This is a genomic window from Thauera sp. K11 (genome assembly GCF_002354895.1).
Lineage (GTDB): Bacteria > Pseudomonadota > Gammaproteobacteria > Burkholderiales > Rhodocyclaceae > Thauera > Thauera sinica.
Genome location: NZ_CP023439.1, coordinates 5,017,165 through 5,032,299, shown reverse-complemented (window position 1 = coordinate 5,032,299; position 15,135 = coordinate 5,017,165). Strand labels below are relative to the sequence as shown.

General features: G+C 63.3%; 15 protein-coding genes. 4 read left to right on the top strand and 11 right to left on the bottom strand.

The genetic code is table 11. From position 1 onward, the window contains the following. The first annotated feature begins 26 nt into the window (after positions 1-26). From CCZ27_RS21980 to CCZ27_RS21965, 4 genes are read left to right on the top strand one after another with little or no spacing between them, the layout of a single operon-like run. The gene (locus tag CCZ27_RS21980; protein ID WP_096451822.1) at positions 27-1,100 is read left to right on the top strand and encodes a glycosyltransferase family 9 protein; all 1,074 of its coding nucleotides are present in this window, start codon (positions 27-29) and stop codon (positions 1,098-1,100) included. Next, a complete protein-coding gene (locus CCZ27_RS21975; RefSeq protein ID WP_096451820.1) occupies positions 1,097-2,191 on the top strand; it encodes a glycosyltransferase in 1,095 nt (364 codons plus the stop codon). The genes CCZ27_RS21980 and CCZ27_RS21975 overlap by 4 nt, the downstream gene beginning before the upstream one ends. Beyond that, entirely contained in the window at positions 2,188-3,267 is a 1,080-nt protein-coding gene (locus CCZ27_RS21970) for a glycosyltransferase (protein ID WP_096451818.1), read from the top strand. The genes CCZ27_RS21975 and CCZ27_RS21970 overlap by 4 nt, the downstream gene beginning before the upstream one ends. Positions 3,268-3,296: 29 nt before the next feature. Continuing rightward, positions 3,297-4,055: a polysaccharide deacetylase family protein gene (locus CCZ27_RS21965; RefSeq protein ID WP_096451816.1), complete on the top strand. Its 759-nt coding sequence runs from the start codon at positions 3,297-3,299 to the stop codon at positions 4,053-4,055. A gap of 96 nt (positions 4,056-4,151) precedes the next feature. Here the strand turns inward: CCZ27_RS21965 and CCZ27_RS21960 are convergent, their stop codons facing one another. The 11 genes from CCZ27_RS21960 to CCZ27_RS21910 form a co-directional block, all read right to left on the bottom strand. Further along, positions 4,152-4,424 carry a Txe/YoeB family addiction module toxin gene (locus tag CCZ27_RS21960; RefSeq protein ID WP_198363223.1) on the bottom strand — a complete coding sequence of 91 codons (273 nt, stop codon included), beginning with the start codon at positions 4,422-4,424 and terminating at the stop codon, positions 4,152-4,154. Next, positions 4,414-4,698: a type II toxin-antitoxin system Phd/YefM family antitoxin gene (locus CCZ27_RS21955; protein WP_096451812.1), complete on the bottom strand. Its 285-nt coding sequence runs from the start codon at positions 4,696-4,698 to the stop codon at positions 4,414-4,416. Before CCZ27_RS21955 ends, CCZ27_RS21960 begins: the two co-directional genes overlap by 11 nt. A gap of 54 nt (positions 4,699-4,752) precedes the next feature. Then, positions 4,753-6,588: a polysaccharide biosynthesis protein gene (locus CCZ27_RS21950; protein ID WP_096451810.1), complete on the bottom strand. Its 1,836-nt coding sequence runs from the start codon at positions 6,586-6,588 to the stop codon at positions 4,753-4,755. A gap of 21 nt (positions 6,589-6,609) precedes the next feature. After that, the gene (locus CCZ27_RS21945; RefSeq protein ID WP_096451808.1) at positions 6,610-7,785 is read right to left on the bottom strand and encodes a DegT/DnrJ/EryC1/StrS family aminotransferase; all 1,176 of its coding nucleotides are present in this window, start codon (positions 7,783-7,785) and stop codon (positions 6,610-6,612) included. 170 nt (positions 7,786-7,955) lie between these two features. After that, complete coding sequence (locus CCZ27_RS21940) at positions 7,956-8,615, bottom strand: NeuD/PglB/VioB family sugar acetyltransferase (protein ID WP_096451806.1); 660 nt, start codon at positions 8,613-8,615, stop codon at positions 7,956-7,958. After that, entirely contained in the window at positions 8,612-9,220 is a 609-nt protein-coding gene (locus tag CCZ27_RS21935) for a sugar transferase (RefSeq protein WP_096451804.1), read from the bottom strand. Before CCZ27_RS21935 ends, CCZ27_RS21940 begins: the two co-directional genes overlap by 4 nt. A 6-nt stretch (positions 9,221-9,226) precedes the next feature. Continuing rightward, positions 9,227-10,459 carry a glycosyltransferase family 4 protein gene (locus CCZ27_RS21930; protein WP_096451802.1) on the bottom strand — a complete coding sequence of 411 codons (1,233 nt, stop codon included), beginning with the start codon at positions 10,457-10,459 and terminating at the stop codon, positions 9,227-9,229. Positions 10,460-10,464: 5 nt separating this feature from the next. Beyond that, a complete protein-coding gene (locus tag CCZ27_RS21925) occupies positions 10,465-11,583 on the bottom strand; it encodes a UDP-N-acetyl glucosamine 2-epimerase (RefSeq protein WP_232516494.1) in 1,119 nt (372 codons plus the stop codon). 42 nt (positions 11,584-11,625) lie between these two features. Beyond that, the gene (gene wbjC, locus CCZ27_RS21920; RefSeq protein WP_096451798.1) at positions 11,626-12,753 is read right to left on the bottom strand and encodes a UDP-2-acetamido-2,6-beta-L-arabino-hexul-4-ose reductase; all 1,128 of its coding nucleotides are present in this window, start codon (positions 12,751-12,753) and stop codon (positions 11,626-11,628) included. 4 nt (positions 12,754-12,757) lie between these two features. Next, entirely contained in the window at positions 12,758-13,801 is a 1,044-nt protein-coding gene (locus CCZ27_RS21915; RefSeq protein ID WP_096451796.1) for a polysaccharide biosynthesis protein, read from the bottom strand. An 18-nt stretch (positions 13,802-13,819) separates the two neighbouring features. Then, positions 13,820-15,130 carry a hypothetical protein gene (locus CCZ27_RS21910; RefSeq protein ID WP_096451794.1) on the bottom strand — a complete coding sequence of 437 codons (1,311 nt, stop codon included), beginning with the start codon at positions 15,128-15,130 and terminating at the stop codon, positions 13,820-13,822. Positions 15,131-15,135: the final 5 nt, after the last annotated feature.

Genomic DNA, 15,135 nt, shown 5'->3' with positions numbered 1-15,135 from the left:
ACGCGGTATCGACCGGGATGCCCTCAATGGTGCGACCGAGCCCTCGACCCGCCCTGGACCGCCTGCTCATCGTCCGCGCCTCCGCCATCGGCGACGTCGTCTTCGCCTCCCCCTTCGCCGCCGCCGTCAAGCGCACGTATCCGCAGGCCCACGTCGCCTGGCTGGTCGAACCCGGCATCCACGAACTGCTCGCCGCCGACCCCTGCATCGACGAACTGATCCTGTGGCCCAAGGCCGAGTGGCGCGGGCTGTGGCGGGAGAAGCGCTACCTCGAGTTCTTCCGCCGCATCCGCGCCTTTCGCGCGCTGCTGCGCGCGAAGCGCTTCGACACCGCGATCGACATGCAGAGCCTGCTCAAGAGCGGCCTGCTGGCCTGGCTTTCCGGCGCGCCGCGGCGCATCGGCCTGGGCTCGCGCGAGGGCAGCCGGTGGCTGATGACCGAGGTGGTACCCAAGGGCGGCATCGAGCGCCGCATCAGCTCCGAATACCTCTACCTCGCGGAACGGCTCGGCCTCGACACCGGCGAATTCCTGCCGCGCCTGTGCGTGAGCGGCGAAACCGAGGCGAAGGTGGGGGCGCTGCTTGCCGCGCACGGGCTCGAACCCGGCCGCTACGCGGTGTTCGCCCCCTTCACCACACGGCCGCAGAAGCACTGGTTCGAGGATGCCTGGCAGGCGCTGGCGCCGCGGGTGCGCGACGAACTCGGGCTCACGCCGGTGATCCTCGGCGGCCCGGCCGACAGGGATGCCGCGCAGCGCATCGCCGCCGCCGCGCCCGGCGTGCTGTCGCTGGCCGGCGCCACGCGCCTTCCCGAAGCCGCCGGGCTGATCCGCCATGCCGGTCTGCTGGTCGGCGTGGATACCGGCCTCACCCACATGGGTACCGCGTTCGCCACGCCCACCGTGGCGCTGTTCGGTTCCACCCGCCCCTATCTGGACACCGGCCGCCCCAACGGCAAGGTGATCTGGCTCGGCCTGCCCTGCTCGCCCTGCCGCAGGCGCCCGACCTGCAACGGCGCCTTCACCTGCCTGCGCGACATCACGGCCGGGCGGGTGATGCAGGAAGCACGCGCCGTGCTGGCGGCAGAGCGCGCCGCATGAAGGTCCTCCACGTCGAATCCGGCCGCCACCTGTACGGCGGCGCGAAACAGGTGCTGTACATCCTGGAGGGCCTGGCCCGCCGCGGCATCGACAACCTGCTCGCCTGCCCGCCCGGCGCCCACATCGCCGAGCCGGCGAAGGCGCATGCGAAGGTATGCGAACTGCCGATGAAGGGCGATGCCGACCTCGGCCTCGTCTCGCGCCTGAAGTCGCTGATCGCCGCCGAGCGCCCCGATCTCGTCCACCTCCACAGCCGCCGCGGCGCCGACCTGTTGGGGGGGATCGCCGCGCGGCTGGCCGGTGTGCCCTGCGTGCTGTCGCGGCGCGTCGACAACCCGGAGGCGCGCTGGGTCGTGGCGCTGAAATACCGCCTGTACGACCACGTGATCACCATCTCCGAAGGCATCCGCCAGGTGCTGCTGGCCGAGGGGCTGGCGCCGGACAAGGTCAGTTGCGTGCGCAGCGCAGTCGACGCCACCCCTTACCTGCATCACTGCGACAAGGCTGCGTTCCGCGCCTCGCTCGGCCTGCCCGCCGACGCACCGGTTGCCGGCATGGTGGCGCAACTGATCCCGCGCAAGGGCCACCGCTATCTGCTCGCCGCGCTGAAGGAGGTGCTGCCGCGCCACCCCGCGCTGCAGGTGCTCGTGTTCGGCCGCGGTCCGCTGGAGGCCGAACTGCGCCAGGCGATCGCCGGCCAGGGCCTGGCCGGCAACGTGCGCCTGATGGGTTTCGTCGACAACCTGCCCGAGATCCTCGGCTGCCTGGACCTGCTGGTCCATCCGGCCGACATGGAGGGCCTGGGCGTGTCGCTGCTGCAAGCCTCGGCCGCGCGGGTGCCCATCATCGCCAGCCGCGCCGGCGGCATGCCCGAGGCGGTGCGCGACGGCGTCAACGGCCTGCTGGTCGAACCCGGCGACATGCGGCAACTGGCCGGCGCGATGGACCGCCTGCTCGGCGATCCCGCGCTGCGGGCACGCATGGGCGAAGCCGGCCGCACGCTGGTGCTCGGCGAGTTCTCGGTGGATGCGATGTGCGACGGCAACCTCGCCATCTATCGCAAGGTACTGGCGGAAAGAAGGAAGACATGAGCACGCTCAAATCCCTGCACCTGATCGGCAGCGCGCAGATGGGCGGCGCCGAGCGCTGGTTCACCCGCTTCCTGTCGGCCATGGTGCGCCACGGCGAGCCGGTCGAAGCCGTCGTGCGCCGCGGCTCCGAACTCGCCCGCCACCACCTGCAGGACGTGCCGCACCGGGAACTCGGCTTTCGCACGGTGTGGGACCCGCTGTCGCGCTTCGAGGTATCGCGCCTCGTCGCCGGCAGCGACGCCCCCATCGTGCAGACCTACATGGGCCGCGCCACCCGCCTCACCCACCTCAGGCCAGGGCGGGGCAAGGTCCACCTGTCGCGCCTGGGCGGCTACTACAAGCTCACGCCCTTCCGCCACGCCCACGCCTGGATCGGCAACACGAAGGGCCTGTGCGACTGGATGATCCAGGGCGGACTGCCGGCCGGGCGGGTGTTCCACATCACCAACTTCGCCGACCCCGCGAAGACGGTGCCACAGGCCGAACTGGCCGCGCTGCGCGAACGGATCGGCCTGCGGCCCGGCGACTGGCTGATGGTCACCGCCGGCCGCCTGATCGACGTGAAGGGCCACCGCTTCCTCGTCGATGCCATGGGCCGGCTGCCCGCCGGGATCGACGGCCGGCGGCTGCGCCTGGTCGTGCTCGGCGACGGCGGCCTGCGCGAGGCGCTCGAAGCCCAGGCGCGCCAGGCCGGCGTCGCCGACCGCATCCTGTGGGCCGGCTGGCAGCAGGACCCGGCACCGTGGTTCCACGTCGCCGACATGGTGGTGTTCCCCTCGCGCGATGCCGAAACGCTGGGCAACGTGATCCTCGAAGCCTGGGCCTACGGCAAGCCGCTGGTCGCCACCGCCTTTCGCGGCGCGCGCGAGATCGCCCGCCACGGCGAGGATGCCTGGGTCGTCCCGTGCGACGACGGCGCCGCGCTGGCGCAGGGCATGGAGCACGTGATCCGCGAGCCCGGGCTGCAGCGGCAGATGGTGGCGAACGGCCTGGCGCGCATCGGGCGCGACTTCTCCGAAGCTGCGATCATCGGCCAGTACCGTGCGCTGTACGCACAGTTGCTGGACAATCGCTGAACCACGCCACGAGGCAGAGGCGGCACCCGATGAGCGACGGCATCAACATCCTCATGTACCACCAGGTCGGCCCGTTCGCGCAGCTGGAGGGCGCGATGGCCGAGCATCGCTCGACCTACTGCCGCGTCGAGCGCTTCGCCGCGCAGATGGCCTTCCTGAAGCGCTTCGGCTACGCGGTATTGTCGATGGACCAGGTACTCGCCTGCGTACGCGGCAAGGCTCCCATCCCGCCGCGCGCGGTGGCCCTGACCTTCGACGACGGCTACGAGAACTTCGCCGCATACGCCTGGCCCATCCTGCGCCACCACGGCTTTCCGGCCATGGTGTACCTGATCGCCGGCCTCGTCGGCCAGCCCTCGCGCTGGTTCGAGCGCGACGGCCGCCCCACCCCGCCGCTGATGACCGCCGACCGCATCCGCCAGTTGCGCGCCGAGGGCTGCGGCTTCGGCGGCCACTCGGTCGACCACGTCAAGCTCGCCGAGCAGGACGACGCCACGATCCGGCGCGAGGTCACCGACTGCAAGGCGATGCTGGGCGACCTGCTCGGCGAACCGGTGCGCCACTTCTGCTACCCCTTCGGCAGCCACGACCTGCGCGCCGTCGAAGCCTGCGCCGAAGCAGGCTGGGCTACCGCCACCACCTGCGAGCGCGCCCCGGCCACCACTGCCGACGACCCGCTCACGCTGCCGCGCAAGGCCATCGCCTGGGGCGATTCGCTGTTCGGCGTGTGGTGGAAGATCCATGTGAAGAACACGCCGAAGCGGCCGCCGATCAGGCGCGCGGTGTGATGAGCCGCCGTCCCGGGTGGCTTGCAGGCCACGACGGGTCGAGCACTGGCAGCCGATCGGCAACGGCGGGAAACCTGTTCATCGAGCAGGACAACGTCAATAGTGGTACCGGCCTTGCAGGAATTCGACCCGTCCAGTCTTGGCCAGGTACACACAACGATGCTCCTGGGTGATGCGGCGCGACCACACATCCGGCCCCAGATATTTCAAGGGTTCCGGCTTGCCGATGCCATCGAATGGATCGCGCAGGATGGCACGGACGAGTTCCAGCAGACGCTTGGCGGTACGCCGATCCGTTTCGACCCAGTAGTGCAAATCCTCGAGAAATTCAGGGTGGCAGACGGCGACGCGCTCGGCATCACACATCATCGGGCTCGACCTTTTTCTCCAGGTCCGGAATCGGCGTAAACGGCAACGACTCGGCCCGCGCCCTCACCAACGCCGACAGCAACCGCTCGGCATTCCTGGCTGAGCGCAGCAGGTGGGCCGTCTCGATCAGACCTTCCAGTTCATCGGCCGCAATCATGGCCACGTCTCCGCCGGACCGGCGCCGCACCACGATCACTTCGCGGTCGTCGACAGCGCGATCCATCAGTGACTTGAGCTGCTCACGAGCCTGGCTGTAAGTGGTTTCGATGGTCATGGCAATCTCGCTCCGGATGCAAAATGTACAGAATCATTGTACAACTTTTGCCTCTCAATGCCGCGCCGGCTCGTACTCCGGCACCCAGCGCTTCAGGCCGGTGCGCACCGTCTCGTCATCCACCGGACCGGGCTGCGACAGCCACTGCATGAGTTCGTCCAGAAAGCAATCCGCCACCGGCCGCGAGCGCGCGATGCGCAGCTTGGGATGCGGCGTCTCGCGCGTTTCCTCGGCATCGGCGAGCAGTTCCTCGTACAGCTTCTCGCCCGGACGCAGGCCGGTGAATTCGATGCGGATATCGTCCTCGGTGTAGCCCGACAACCGGATCATGTTGCGCGCCAGGTCGACGATCTTCACCGGCTCGCCCATGTCGAGCACGAAGATCTCCCCGCCCTGCCCCATCGCCGCCGCCTGCAGCACCAGTTGCGCCGCCTCGGGGATGGACATGAAGTAGCGGTTGATCTCCGGATGCGTCACCGTCACCGGCCCGCCGCGCGCGATCTGCTCGGCGAACTTCGGAATCACGCTGCCGGTGCTGCCCAGCACGTTGCCGAAGCGCACCATCTCCATCTGTGTGCCGCCCTGGCCTGCAGTCTGCAGCGCCTCGCACACCATCTCCGCGAGGCGCTTGGTGGCGCCCATGACGTTGGTCGGGTTCACCGCCTTGTCGGTCGAAATCAGCACGAAACGCTCGGCACCGTGGCGCTGCGCATGCACGGCCACCTGCAGCGTGCCCAGCACGTTGTTGCGCACCGCCTGCCATGCGTTGCCGACCTCCATCAGCGGCACGTGCTTGTAGGCGGCGGCGTGGAAGACGAGTTGCGGCTTCCAGTCGGCGAAGATCTCGTCGAGCCGGGCGGCGTCCTTCACATCGCCGGCCAGCGGCACGATCTCCACATCGACCCGATGTACCCGGAACCACTGCTCGATCCTGTACAGCGCAAACTCGCTCGCCTCCAGCAACACCAGCCGCAGCGGCGCGAAGCGCGCGACCTGGCGGCACAGCTCGCTGCCGATCGAACCGCCGGCGCCGGTGATCAGCACCGTCTTGCGGGTGATCATCCACTGCACGTGGACGGAGTCGATCTTCACGGGGTCGCGGCCGAGCAGGTCTTCGATGTCCACCGGACGCATCGCGTTGACGGCCACCTTGCCGCTCATCAGGTCTTCGAGGCCGGGGACGGTGAACACGTGCGCCCCGGCCCGTACGGCAAGGTCGGCCGCGCGCTTCAGTGCATCGCTGGCTGCAGACGGCATCGCCAGGATCACGTGATGCGCCTTGTAGTCCCCCAGAACCTGGGGCAGCAGGTCGATGGCCCCGACCACAGGATGGCCGAGCAACTCCAGGCGCCACTTGGCGGGATCATCATCGACCAGGGCCACCACACGCCAATCGGCGCTTCGCTCCAGTTCGCGCACCAGCATCGCGCCGCCCGTGCCGGCGCCGACCACCACGACCGGCTTGCCCGCGGCGACCAACCCGCCGTACATGCGGTGTTCCTTCCACATCCGCCAGGCCGCGCGGCCGCCGCCCATGACCACCAGCAGGAGCATCGGATAAAGAACGATCATCGACCGCGGAATGGCAGGCCCCTCCGTCCGATCCAGTGCCACCAGCACGACGAGCCCGAACGACGAGACAGCGACCGCCTGCAGCACGCGCTTCAGATCGGGCAGGCTGGCAAAGATCCACATGCCGCGATACAGGCCGGCCCAGCGACACGCGAACACCTGGATCACGAGCAGGATGCCCAGGCCGAAGAGCATCTTGTCGCTGTAGCCGGGAGGCCAGGTGAAGTTGAAGCGGATCAGGAAACCGCCGACCCAGGCTACGGCAGTCGCAATCAGATCGAACAGGAAAACCAGTGCGGTACGTGTCGTGTTGGTCATGTCGAAAATGCAGAAACTGCCTCAACACGCAGCCGAGTTCATGACCCGGGCAAGCACTTCGCAAGTGAGCCTGATTTCCTCATCCTTGAGGCCGGGATGCACCAGGAACATCAGACTCGTTTCACCCAGTTCGCGCGCCACGGGCAGGCCGGCCTCCGGCCGCCAGCCGGTACCGTCGAAGGCTTTCTCCAGATATACCTCCGAACATGAACCCGAATAGCAGGGCACACCCACGGCGTTGATTTCCCGCAGAATCCGGTCGCGATTCCAATCCGGCTTCAAGGCCGCCGGTTCGACGAACACGTAGCATTTGTAGGCGGCATGCTCGACATCAGGCGGAATCTCCGGTACTCGCAGGCCCGGCAAGGCGCGCGCTGCGTCCCAGATGGCGCGGGCGTTGCGAATGCGTTCGTCGTGCCATGCCGGCATACGCGTCAACTGGATGCGGCCGATCGCGGCCTGCACCTCCATCATCCGCCAGTTGGTGCCGAAGCTCTCATGCACCCAGCGAAAGCCCGGCGGATGTTCGCGCTCGTAAACCGCCTCCCAACTCTTGCCATGGTCCTTGAACGACCACATCTTCGACCACAGGCCGCGATCATCGGTGGTCACCATGCCGCCTTCGCCGCCGGTGGTCATGATCTTGTCCTGGCAGAAAGACCACGCACCGACATGTCCGATGGAACCTACCGACCTCCCCTTGTAGCGGGCGCCATGCGCCTGGGCACAGTCCTCGATCACCTTCAGGCCCGCTTCCCGGGCCAGCGCCATGATCGGATCCATGTCGCAGGGCCAGCCTGCCAGATGCACACAGATCACCGCTTTCGTCCGCGGCGTCAACACCGCCCGGATCGTCTCGGCGGTAATGTTCTGCGAATCGCGGTCGACATCGGCGAAGACCGGTACTGCTCCTGCATTGACGATGGTGGAAACCGACGCAAGAAAGGTGCGCGGCGTGACCACCACCTCATCGCCCGGCCTGACTCCCAGCGCCTTCAAGGCGACGTCCAGCGCCACGGTGCCGTTGGCCAGGGCGACGGCATGCGCCGTCCCGGCCCAGGTGGCGAATTCCTTCTCGAAATCGCGGCAGTGCTGGCCAGTCCAGTAATTGACGCGGCTGGAAAGAATGACGTCCCGGGCGGCATCGGCCTCTTCTCTTGTGAAAGAAGGCCAAGGAGAAAACGGAGTATTGAGCACGAGAAACCTATCAATGAATCGAGTTCAAGAATGCTTCGGGAGCCCGGCCCGCTTCAGGGTTGCGTCTGCCATATGGCGGCGTCCCCGGAAAACGGACGTCGTCATGGAGGGAGTGCCGGATGTCATGATCGCATTTTCATGGCGTTCGAAGCGACGGCCGCGCGCGGCGGTCAGATCTTCTCACGAACCCGGGCCGGGTTCCCAACCACGGTCGCTCCCGCCGGCACATTCCTGGTCACCACCGCCCCCATGCCGACCACCGCGCCACGGCCGATCACCAGCGGCTGCCCGGGACGTCCCTGCTTGATGACCGCACCGGCGCCTATGTAGGCATGATCCTCGATCACGATGTTGCCATTGCACTTCACGCCAGGAGCAAAGGTCACGAATTCGCCAATCACGCAGTCATGTTCGACATAGCTGTATAGGTTGGCGTGAAAATATCTTCCAATGCGGATATTCGAAGTGAGAGTGACGAACGGACTCAATGCGGCTCCCTCGCCTACGTGCACATCGTCCATCACCACCACGTTCTCGGCCGCCACCGTCCAGGGACGGATGCCATCCGCCGTGCAACGCGCCGCGAGCCGCTCGCGCACCGCGCCGTCTGCGATCGCCAGCACCACATGCCGCTCGCACGCCGGCAGCGCAAAGAAATCAGCATAGGTCACGACCCGATGCCCATTTACCCTGTCGGGACCGGCGCCGTCGTCGATGAAAACCAGCCGATCAGCTTCCACGCCGATCTTGCGCAACTGATTCCGTGCCAAAGGCATGATCCCGCGGCCGCAACCACTGGCTCCATAAACGGCATACAACGAACCGCTCAACGTCCGTCCTCCTTGGGCGACCCTGTGAAGCGAGGCATCGTCACCTCCCCTGCCGCGCTGATTCCGTCCCTCACGAGCACTCTCCTCACCGTCAGGAACAGGATCTTCAGATCCAGCCAAAACGACCGGTTATCCACATACCATACATCCAGGCGGAATTTCTCTTCCCAGCTCAATGCATTGCGGCCGTTCACTTGCGCCCAGCCCGTTACGCCGGGGCGAACATCATGGCGACGGTACTGCTCCGCCGAGTAGAGTGGCAGGTACTCCATCAACAACGGACGCGGGCCGACGAGGCTCATGTCGCCCTTGAGCACATTCCACAATTCTGGCAGTTCATCCAGGCTGGAAGAGCGCAGGAAACTGCCGAAAGGCGTCATCCGCTCGGCATCGGGCAGGGGGTTCCCGTCGATGTCGACCGCATCGCGCATGGTGCGGAACTTGATCATCTGGAAGGGCTTGCCATGAAAACCGGGACGGGTCTGCCGGAAAAGCACGGGGGAGCCAAGCCTGCGGTGGATCTGCCACGCAACGAAAAGGACGACTGGAGATAGAAACAACAGCCCCGCCGCAGCACCAACGATATCGAATGGACGTTTAAGCATCCCGGGTCAACTCGATGCCTTTGCCGCGAGTTGCCGGAAGAGCGCGCCAAAGCGTGCCACACCGACCGCCAACGACAATTTTTCCCGATAGAAGCGCCTGTTGCAGGCAGCCATTCCCGCCCTCTCTTCCTCGCTCATATGCATCAGCGACAATGCAGCTTCGGCGATCGAAACAGGATCTTCGGACCGCGCGATACAGCCCCCGCCACTTTCCCTGACGAGATCCGCCGCGTCCCCATCGACCGCCATCAGGATCGGCTTGCCCACCGCCATGTATGCTTGAGTCTTCGATGGAATCGTGATCCGAAACAGCGGATCCTGCTTCAGATGGACAAGCAGCGCATCCGCCGCCGACAGCAATACGCCGACCTGGGCCATCGGCACCTGCGGCAGGAAGACCACATTGTCCAATGCACTCTCGGCGGCGAGTTGCTTCAATCTCTCCACTTCAATGCCTCCGCCCAGAAAAACGAAACACAGGCGAGGATCTCGCTCCTTCACGAGTTTGGCGGCATCCAGCACGGCGGCCAGTGCCTGTGCCTTGCCCATGTTGCCAGCGAACAGGACGCAAAACCGATCCTTTCCCGGGAACCCGGCTGGCAGGCTGCCGGTCGGCGTGGTCAGATTATCCTCGGCGCACCAGTTGTAAATGACGTCGATCTTCCCTTCCGGAACGCCCCTTTCGATCAACAATCGTTTGAAACCCGGTGAAAGAACGGTCAAACGATCCATTCTCCGATAAACCCAGTCACAGACCTTCGCCACGAACGACAGCGCCTTTTCGTTCGAGAACATGCCCGTAGCACGCAGCGTATCCGGCCACATATCCTGTATGTCATACACGACCGGCACCTTCCTCAACAGTCTCAGGAAAGCCGCGCTCACTCCGACACTCAGCGGAGGATGATATGCATACACGACGTCCGGGCGTCTGGCTCCAAACAAGCCGTATAACAAAGAAGTGGCGGCGAAGCTGGCGTAATTGAGAATCCGCCCGAGCTTGCTCTGATCATGGCTCGGAAAAAGTGGAACACGCGTGATCCGCACGCCGTCGATCGTCTCGCGCTGAAGCAACCTGATCCTGTAGCCGTCATAGACTTTCCCGCCCGGATAATTCGGGAAGCCGGTCAACACCTCCACCTCAAAACCCTGCCTGACGAGTTCGCGCGCAAAGACCAAGCCCTTGAAGGTCGGCTCGGGATCGAACCATTGGGTCATCAGCAAGACGCGGATGCTCATCTTCTTCAATACTGTTTCCACACCACGCGCTTCACGTAGTCGGTATAGCTGTGAATGATACGCACCACCTTGTCCGAGACGTTCGGCATGCTGTAATCGGCCACCAGGCGCAGGGCACGGATTTCGCCGCGCGGTTGTGTCTCCAGAATCGCCAGCCCCTGGCGCACCCGATCCACCTCCAGCCCTACCATCATGACGGCGGCCTCTTCCATGCCTTCCGGCCGCTCGTGCGCCTCGCGCAGATTCAACGCAGGAAAGTTCAGGATCGACGACTCTTCGTTGATCGTGCCGCTGTCCGAAAGCACCGCCTTTGCAGAGAGTTGCAGCTTCACGTAGTCGTGAAAGCCAAGCGGTTTCAGCAGACGCACCTGGGGATGGAAGTGCGCTCCCGTCGCATCCACACGCTTTTGCGTACGCGGATGCGTCGATACGATCACCGGCAGGCCATGATCTTCAGCCACCGCGTTGAGCACGGCCACCAGCTTGGCGAAGGATTTCTCCGACTCGATGTTCTCCTCGCGATGCGCGCTCACCACGAAATAGCGCCCCGTCGCCAGCGATAGCCGCTGCAGCGCGTCGGATGCCTCGATGCGGGAGCGGTAATGCGTCAACACCTCGAACATCGGGCTACCGGTCTTGATCACCTGGTCGGGCGGCAGCCCTTCGCGCAGCAGGTAGTCGCGCGCAATCGTGCTGTAGGTCAGATTGATGTCGGCCGTGTGGTCGACGATCCGGCGGTTGGTCTCTTCCGGCACACGCTGATCAAAGCAGCGGTTGCCCGCTTCCATGTGGAAGATCGGCACCTTGCGCCGCTTGGCCGGGATCACCGACAGGCAACTGTTGGTGTCGCCCAGTACGAGCATCGCCTCGGGCTGGACTTCGCCCAGCACGCGGTCGACCGCGATGATCAGGTTGCCGATCGTGTGCGCAGCCCCCGTGCTGCCTTCCGCACTGTTCAGGAAATAGTCGGGCTTGCGCACACCAAGGTCGTCGAAAAAGACCTGGTTCAATTCGTAGTCGTAGTTCTGCCCGGTATGCACCAACACGTGGTCGCAATGCTCGTCCAGCGCGGCCAGCACGCGCGACAGGCGGATGATCTCGGGCCGGGTGCCGACCACCGACATGACTTTCAGCTTTTTCATGACTCTCGGGACGAATGTGCTTTTTTACAGGGGACAGGCGAAAGTGTCGGGGCGTGCGCGGTCGAACACTTCGTTCGCCCACAGCATTACCACCATTTCATCGCTGCCGATGTTGGTGATGTCGTGCGTCCAGCCGGGTACGGTCTCGACGATCTCGGCTTTGTCGCCGCTCGTCACAAGCTCGTGCGTTTCGCCCGTCTGCATATGGCGGAACTTGAAACGGGCCTGGCCCTTGATGACCAGGAATTTCTCGGTCTTGGTGTGATGGTAGTGACCGCCGCGGGTAATGCCAGGGTGTGCGGTGAAGAACGAAAACTGCCCGCAGTCGGGCGTCTTCAGCATCTCGACGAACACGCCGCGCGGGTCGCCGTGCTGCGGTACGGTGTACGTGAAGGATTCGACCGGCAGGTAGCTCACGTAGGTGGCGTACAGCGCACGTACGAATCCGGTGCCCACCCGCTCGGTCATCAACGTGCAGCGGCTGTCGCGGAAGGTTTCGATCAACTGCGCCATCTCACCCACCGTCGTGGTGTACTGCGGCGTCACGGCGGCAAAGCCTTCGGCATCCGGAGCCGCATCGGCGCCGTCCATGAGCTGGATGAAACGCTCGACTACGTCATCCACATATACCAGCGTCACCGCGGCGGCCGGGTCATTGATATGGATCGGCAGCCCGCGCGCGATGTTGTGGCAGAAGGTCGCCACCGCCGAATTGTAATTGGGCCGGCACCACTTGCCGAATACATTCGGCAGCCGGAAAACATGTATCGGTATCCCGTGGGTGTCGGCCAGCGAACTCAGTGCCGCTTCAGCCTCCCGCTTGCTTGCACCATATGGATTGGCGTACGCCGCCTGGATAGACGACGTATAGACGATCGGTACCCTGTTGCCCGTCTTCTCCGCCATCCCGCCCACCGCCTTGCACAACGCCAAGGTCAGGTCTGCATTACCCGTCACGAACTCGGCGGGGTCCTTTGGGCGATTCACGCCCGCAAGGTGAAAAACGAAGTCCACGCCGCGCAGCAGATCAGGCAGCGCGTCTACCGCGTGTTCGCGAGTGAAACACACAACCTCCACGTCTTTACGCTCGGACAGGTGCAGTTGAAGATTCCTGCCAACGAAACCATTGGCGCCGGTGATCAGTACCTTCATCGAATCACTCCTCTGCCGCCGCGTGCTCGCCACGTGCGATGCGCTGCATGAAGTCGAGCTTCAACAGCAGTCTGGCCATGCCATCGACGTCCAGCCTCGTCGTGTTGTGGGAGTTGTAGTCTTCGCCATGGGTCGTCTGCGTCAGCCTCGTCTCACCCTGCTCCACGAATTTTGCGTAGTTCAGGTCGCGGCCATCCGGCGGCACACGGTAGTAGTCGCCCATGTCTTCGGCGCAGGCCATCTCCTCGCGGCTCAGCAGCGCCTCATAGAGCTTTTCGCCATGACGCGTACCCATCACCGAGACCGGGTGATCCGGCTTGCCCATCAGCGCCAGGATCGCCTTCGCCAATGTTTCGACCGTGGCGGCCGGCGCCTTCTGCACGAAGATGTCGCCATTGTTGCCATGCTCGAAGGCATACAGCACCAGATCCACGGCATCGGCCAGCGTCATCATGAAGCGTGTCATGGTCGGATCGGTGATCGTGATCGGCTTGCCTGAAAAGACCTGATCGACGAACAAGGGAATCACCGACCCGCGCGAAGCCATCACGTTGCCGTAGCGCGTACCGCAGATCACCGTCCCAGTGCCTTCCAGGTTGCGGCTGGCCGCCACCATCACCTTTTCCATCATCGCCTTGCTGATACCCATGGCGTTGATCGGATAAACCGCCTTGTCGGTGGAAAGGCACACCACACGCTTCACTCCTGCTGCAATCGCCGCCTCCAATACGTTTTCGGTCCCCAGTACATTCGTACGCACTGCCTGCATCGGATGGAACTCGCAGGAAGGCACCTGCTTGAGCGCCGCAGCGTGAAACACGAAGTCCACACCCCGCATCGCCTGCCCCACGCTGCGTTGGTCGCGCACATCGCCGATGTAAAATTTCAACTTGTCGCTATTGTAGCGCTTGCGCATATCGTCCTGCTTCTTCTCGTCGCGGCTGAAGATGCGGATCTCGCCTATATCGGAGGCGAGGAAGCGCCTCAACACCGCGTTTCCAAAAGAACCAGTACCACCGGTAATCAAGAGTACGTTTTCTCTAAACATAACTTTCTCGTTCAATTCCTAACGACGAAATCCAGCAGCACAAGCGGCTCTTGGATATCCTTTCATCACCCAGAGGAAGAACCAAAACAAGGCGGAAAAATACGAATCAACCGTTTGAGTCAATTGATTATTTGCCGGAATATAAAAAACCAGCAGGCACGAATAAAGAAAAATCAATGCCCCTATGTCGCTTGTACATTGAACAGCGCTTTTCCACGCAATGGCCCACACGGCGCCAAACACTACCATTACTACTGGAACAATCGGAAAACCTATGTCACTCGCAATCCATGAAAAAAGAGTGGACCAATTCGACTTGTCATCCCATCCAACCGCCCTCAACTTAGCCACATAACTGCGTTGATACAGCGATTCGTCTACATTGCTCGAGAAAAAACTCATGAGAAATGCTGAGTGCCCCAGTCCATATGTCGACGTAAAGTTCTCTTCGAGCGCAAGCGACAGGCCATAGTACCCCTGCGACGCATAAGCTGTCATCATTTCCAGCCCAAACGTAGCCCTTGCGCGGAGGGGATCTTCATTGGCATCGCGAACCGAACAGACAACCCCCTCCGCAACGCAAAAGGCATCGCTTCCCCCCATGCGCGACTCTTTTCGATCCACAAACAGAAAAAACGTAGCGCACAAGAACAGCCCAAACGCCACCGACGCGACAACAAATTTCGAGGCTGAGAACGGAAACCTTCCTCGTTTGATACCTAAACGCCCCATTACCACCATGAATGTCGCGCCAACAATAATCAGCAGATCACCCGTCTCTCGATCCGTTCCTCTCATCAGGGAAAATATCAATATGGCGATGATGTGCAAAACCAGCAGAGCCACGTCCGCTCGTCGAAGCTCGCGCCATCTCAGTATCCCGAAAGGAATAACGCAAAATACGAAAGGCGCCAAAACGGCCCTGACGACAGCCACATAAGGGCGAATCCCCGATTCATTCGCCTCAAGCGCAGCAAGCATTTCCCTGTATGCCTCGCCCTGGTCGCCAAGCACGCTCACGATTTCCCACGGCCATTTACCCGTATAAACCCACGTCGACGGGAATAGTAGAATTACGCTAGCCACGGCACCAAAGCGGAAAAACATCCGCCACCCAGCAAAATGCTGGCGTGGAACCCCAACATACGAACCGATGAGAAACCCAAGAACGATGCCGGCAACACAAGCCGACAAGAACATTGTCAATACATCCGCGTTCCTGATCGGCCAATCGAAAGGGCCTGCAAAGAAGAGCAGAATAGTCGTCGCCAGATACGTCGCGCCGAGCGCGACAGGCAGATATCTAATTTTACTGAAGAAAGTGCTCATTGGAG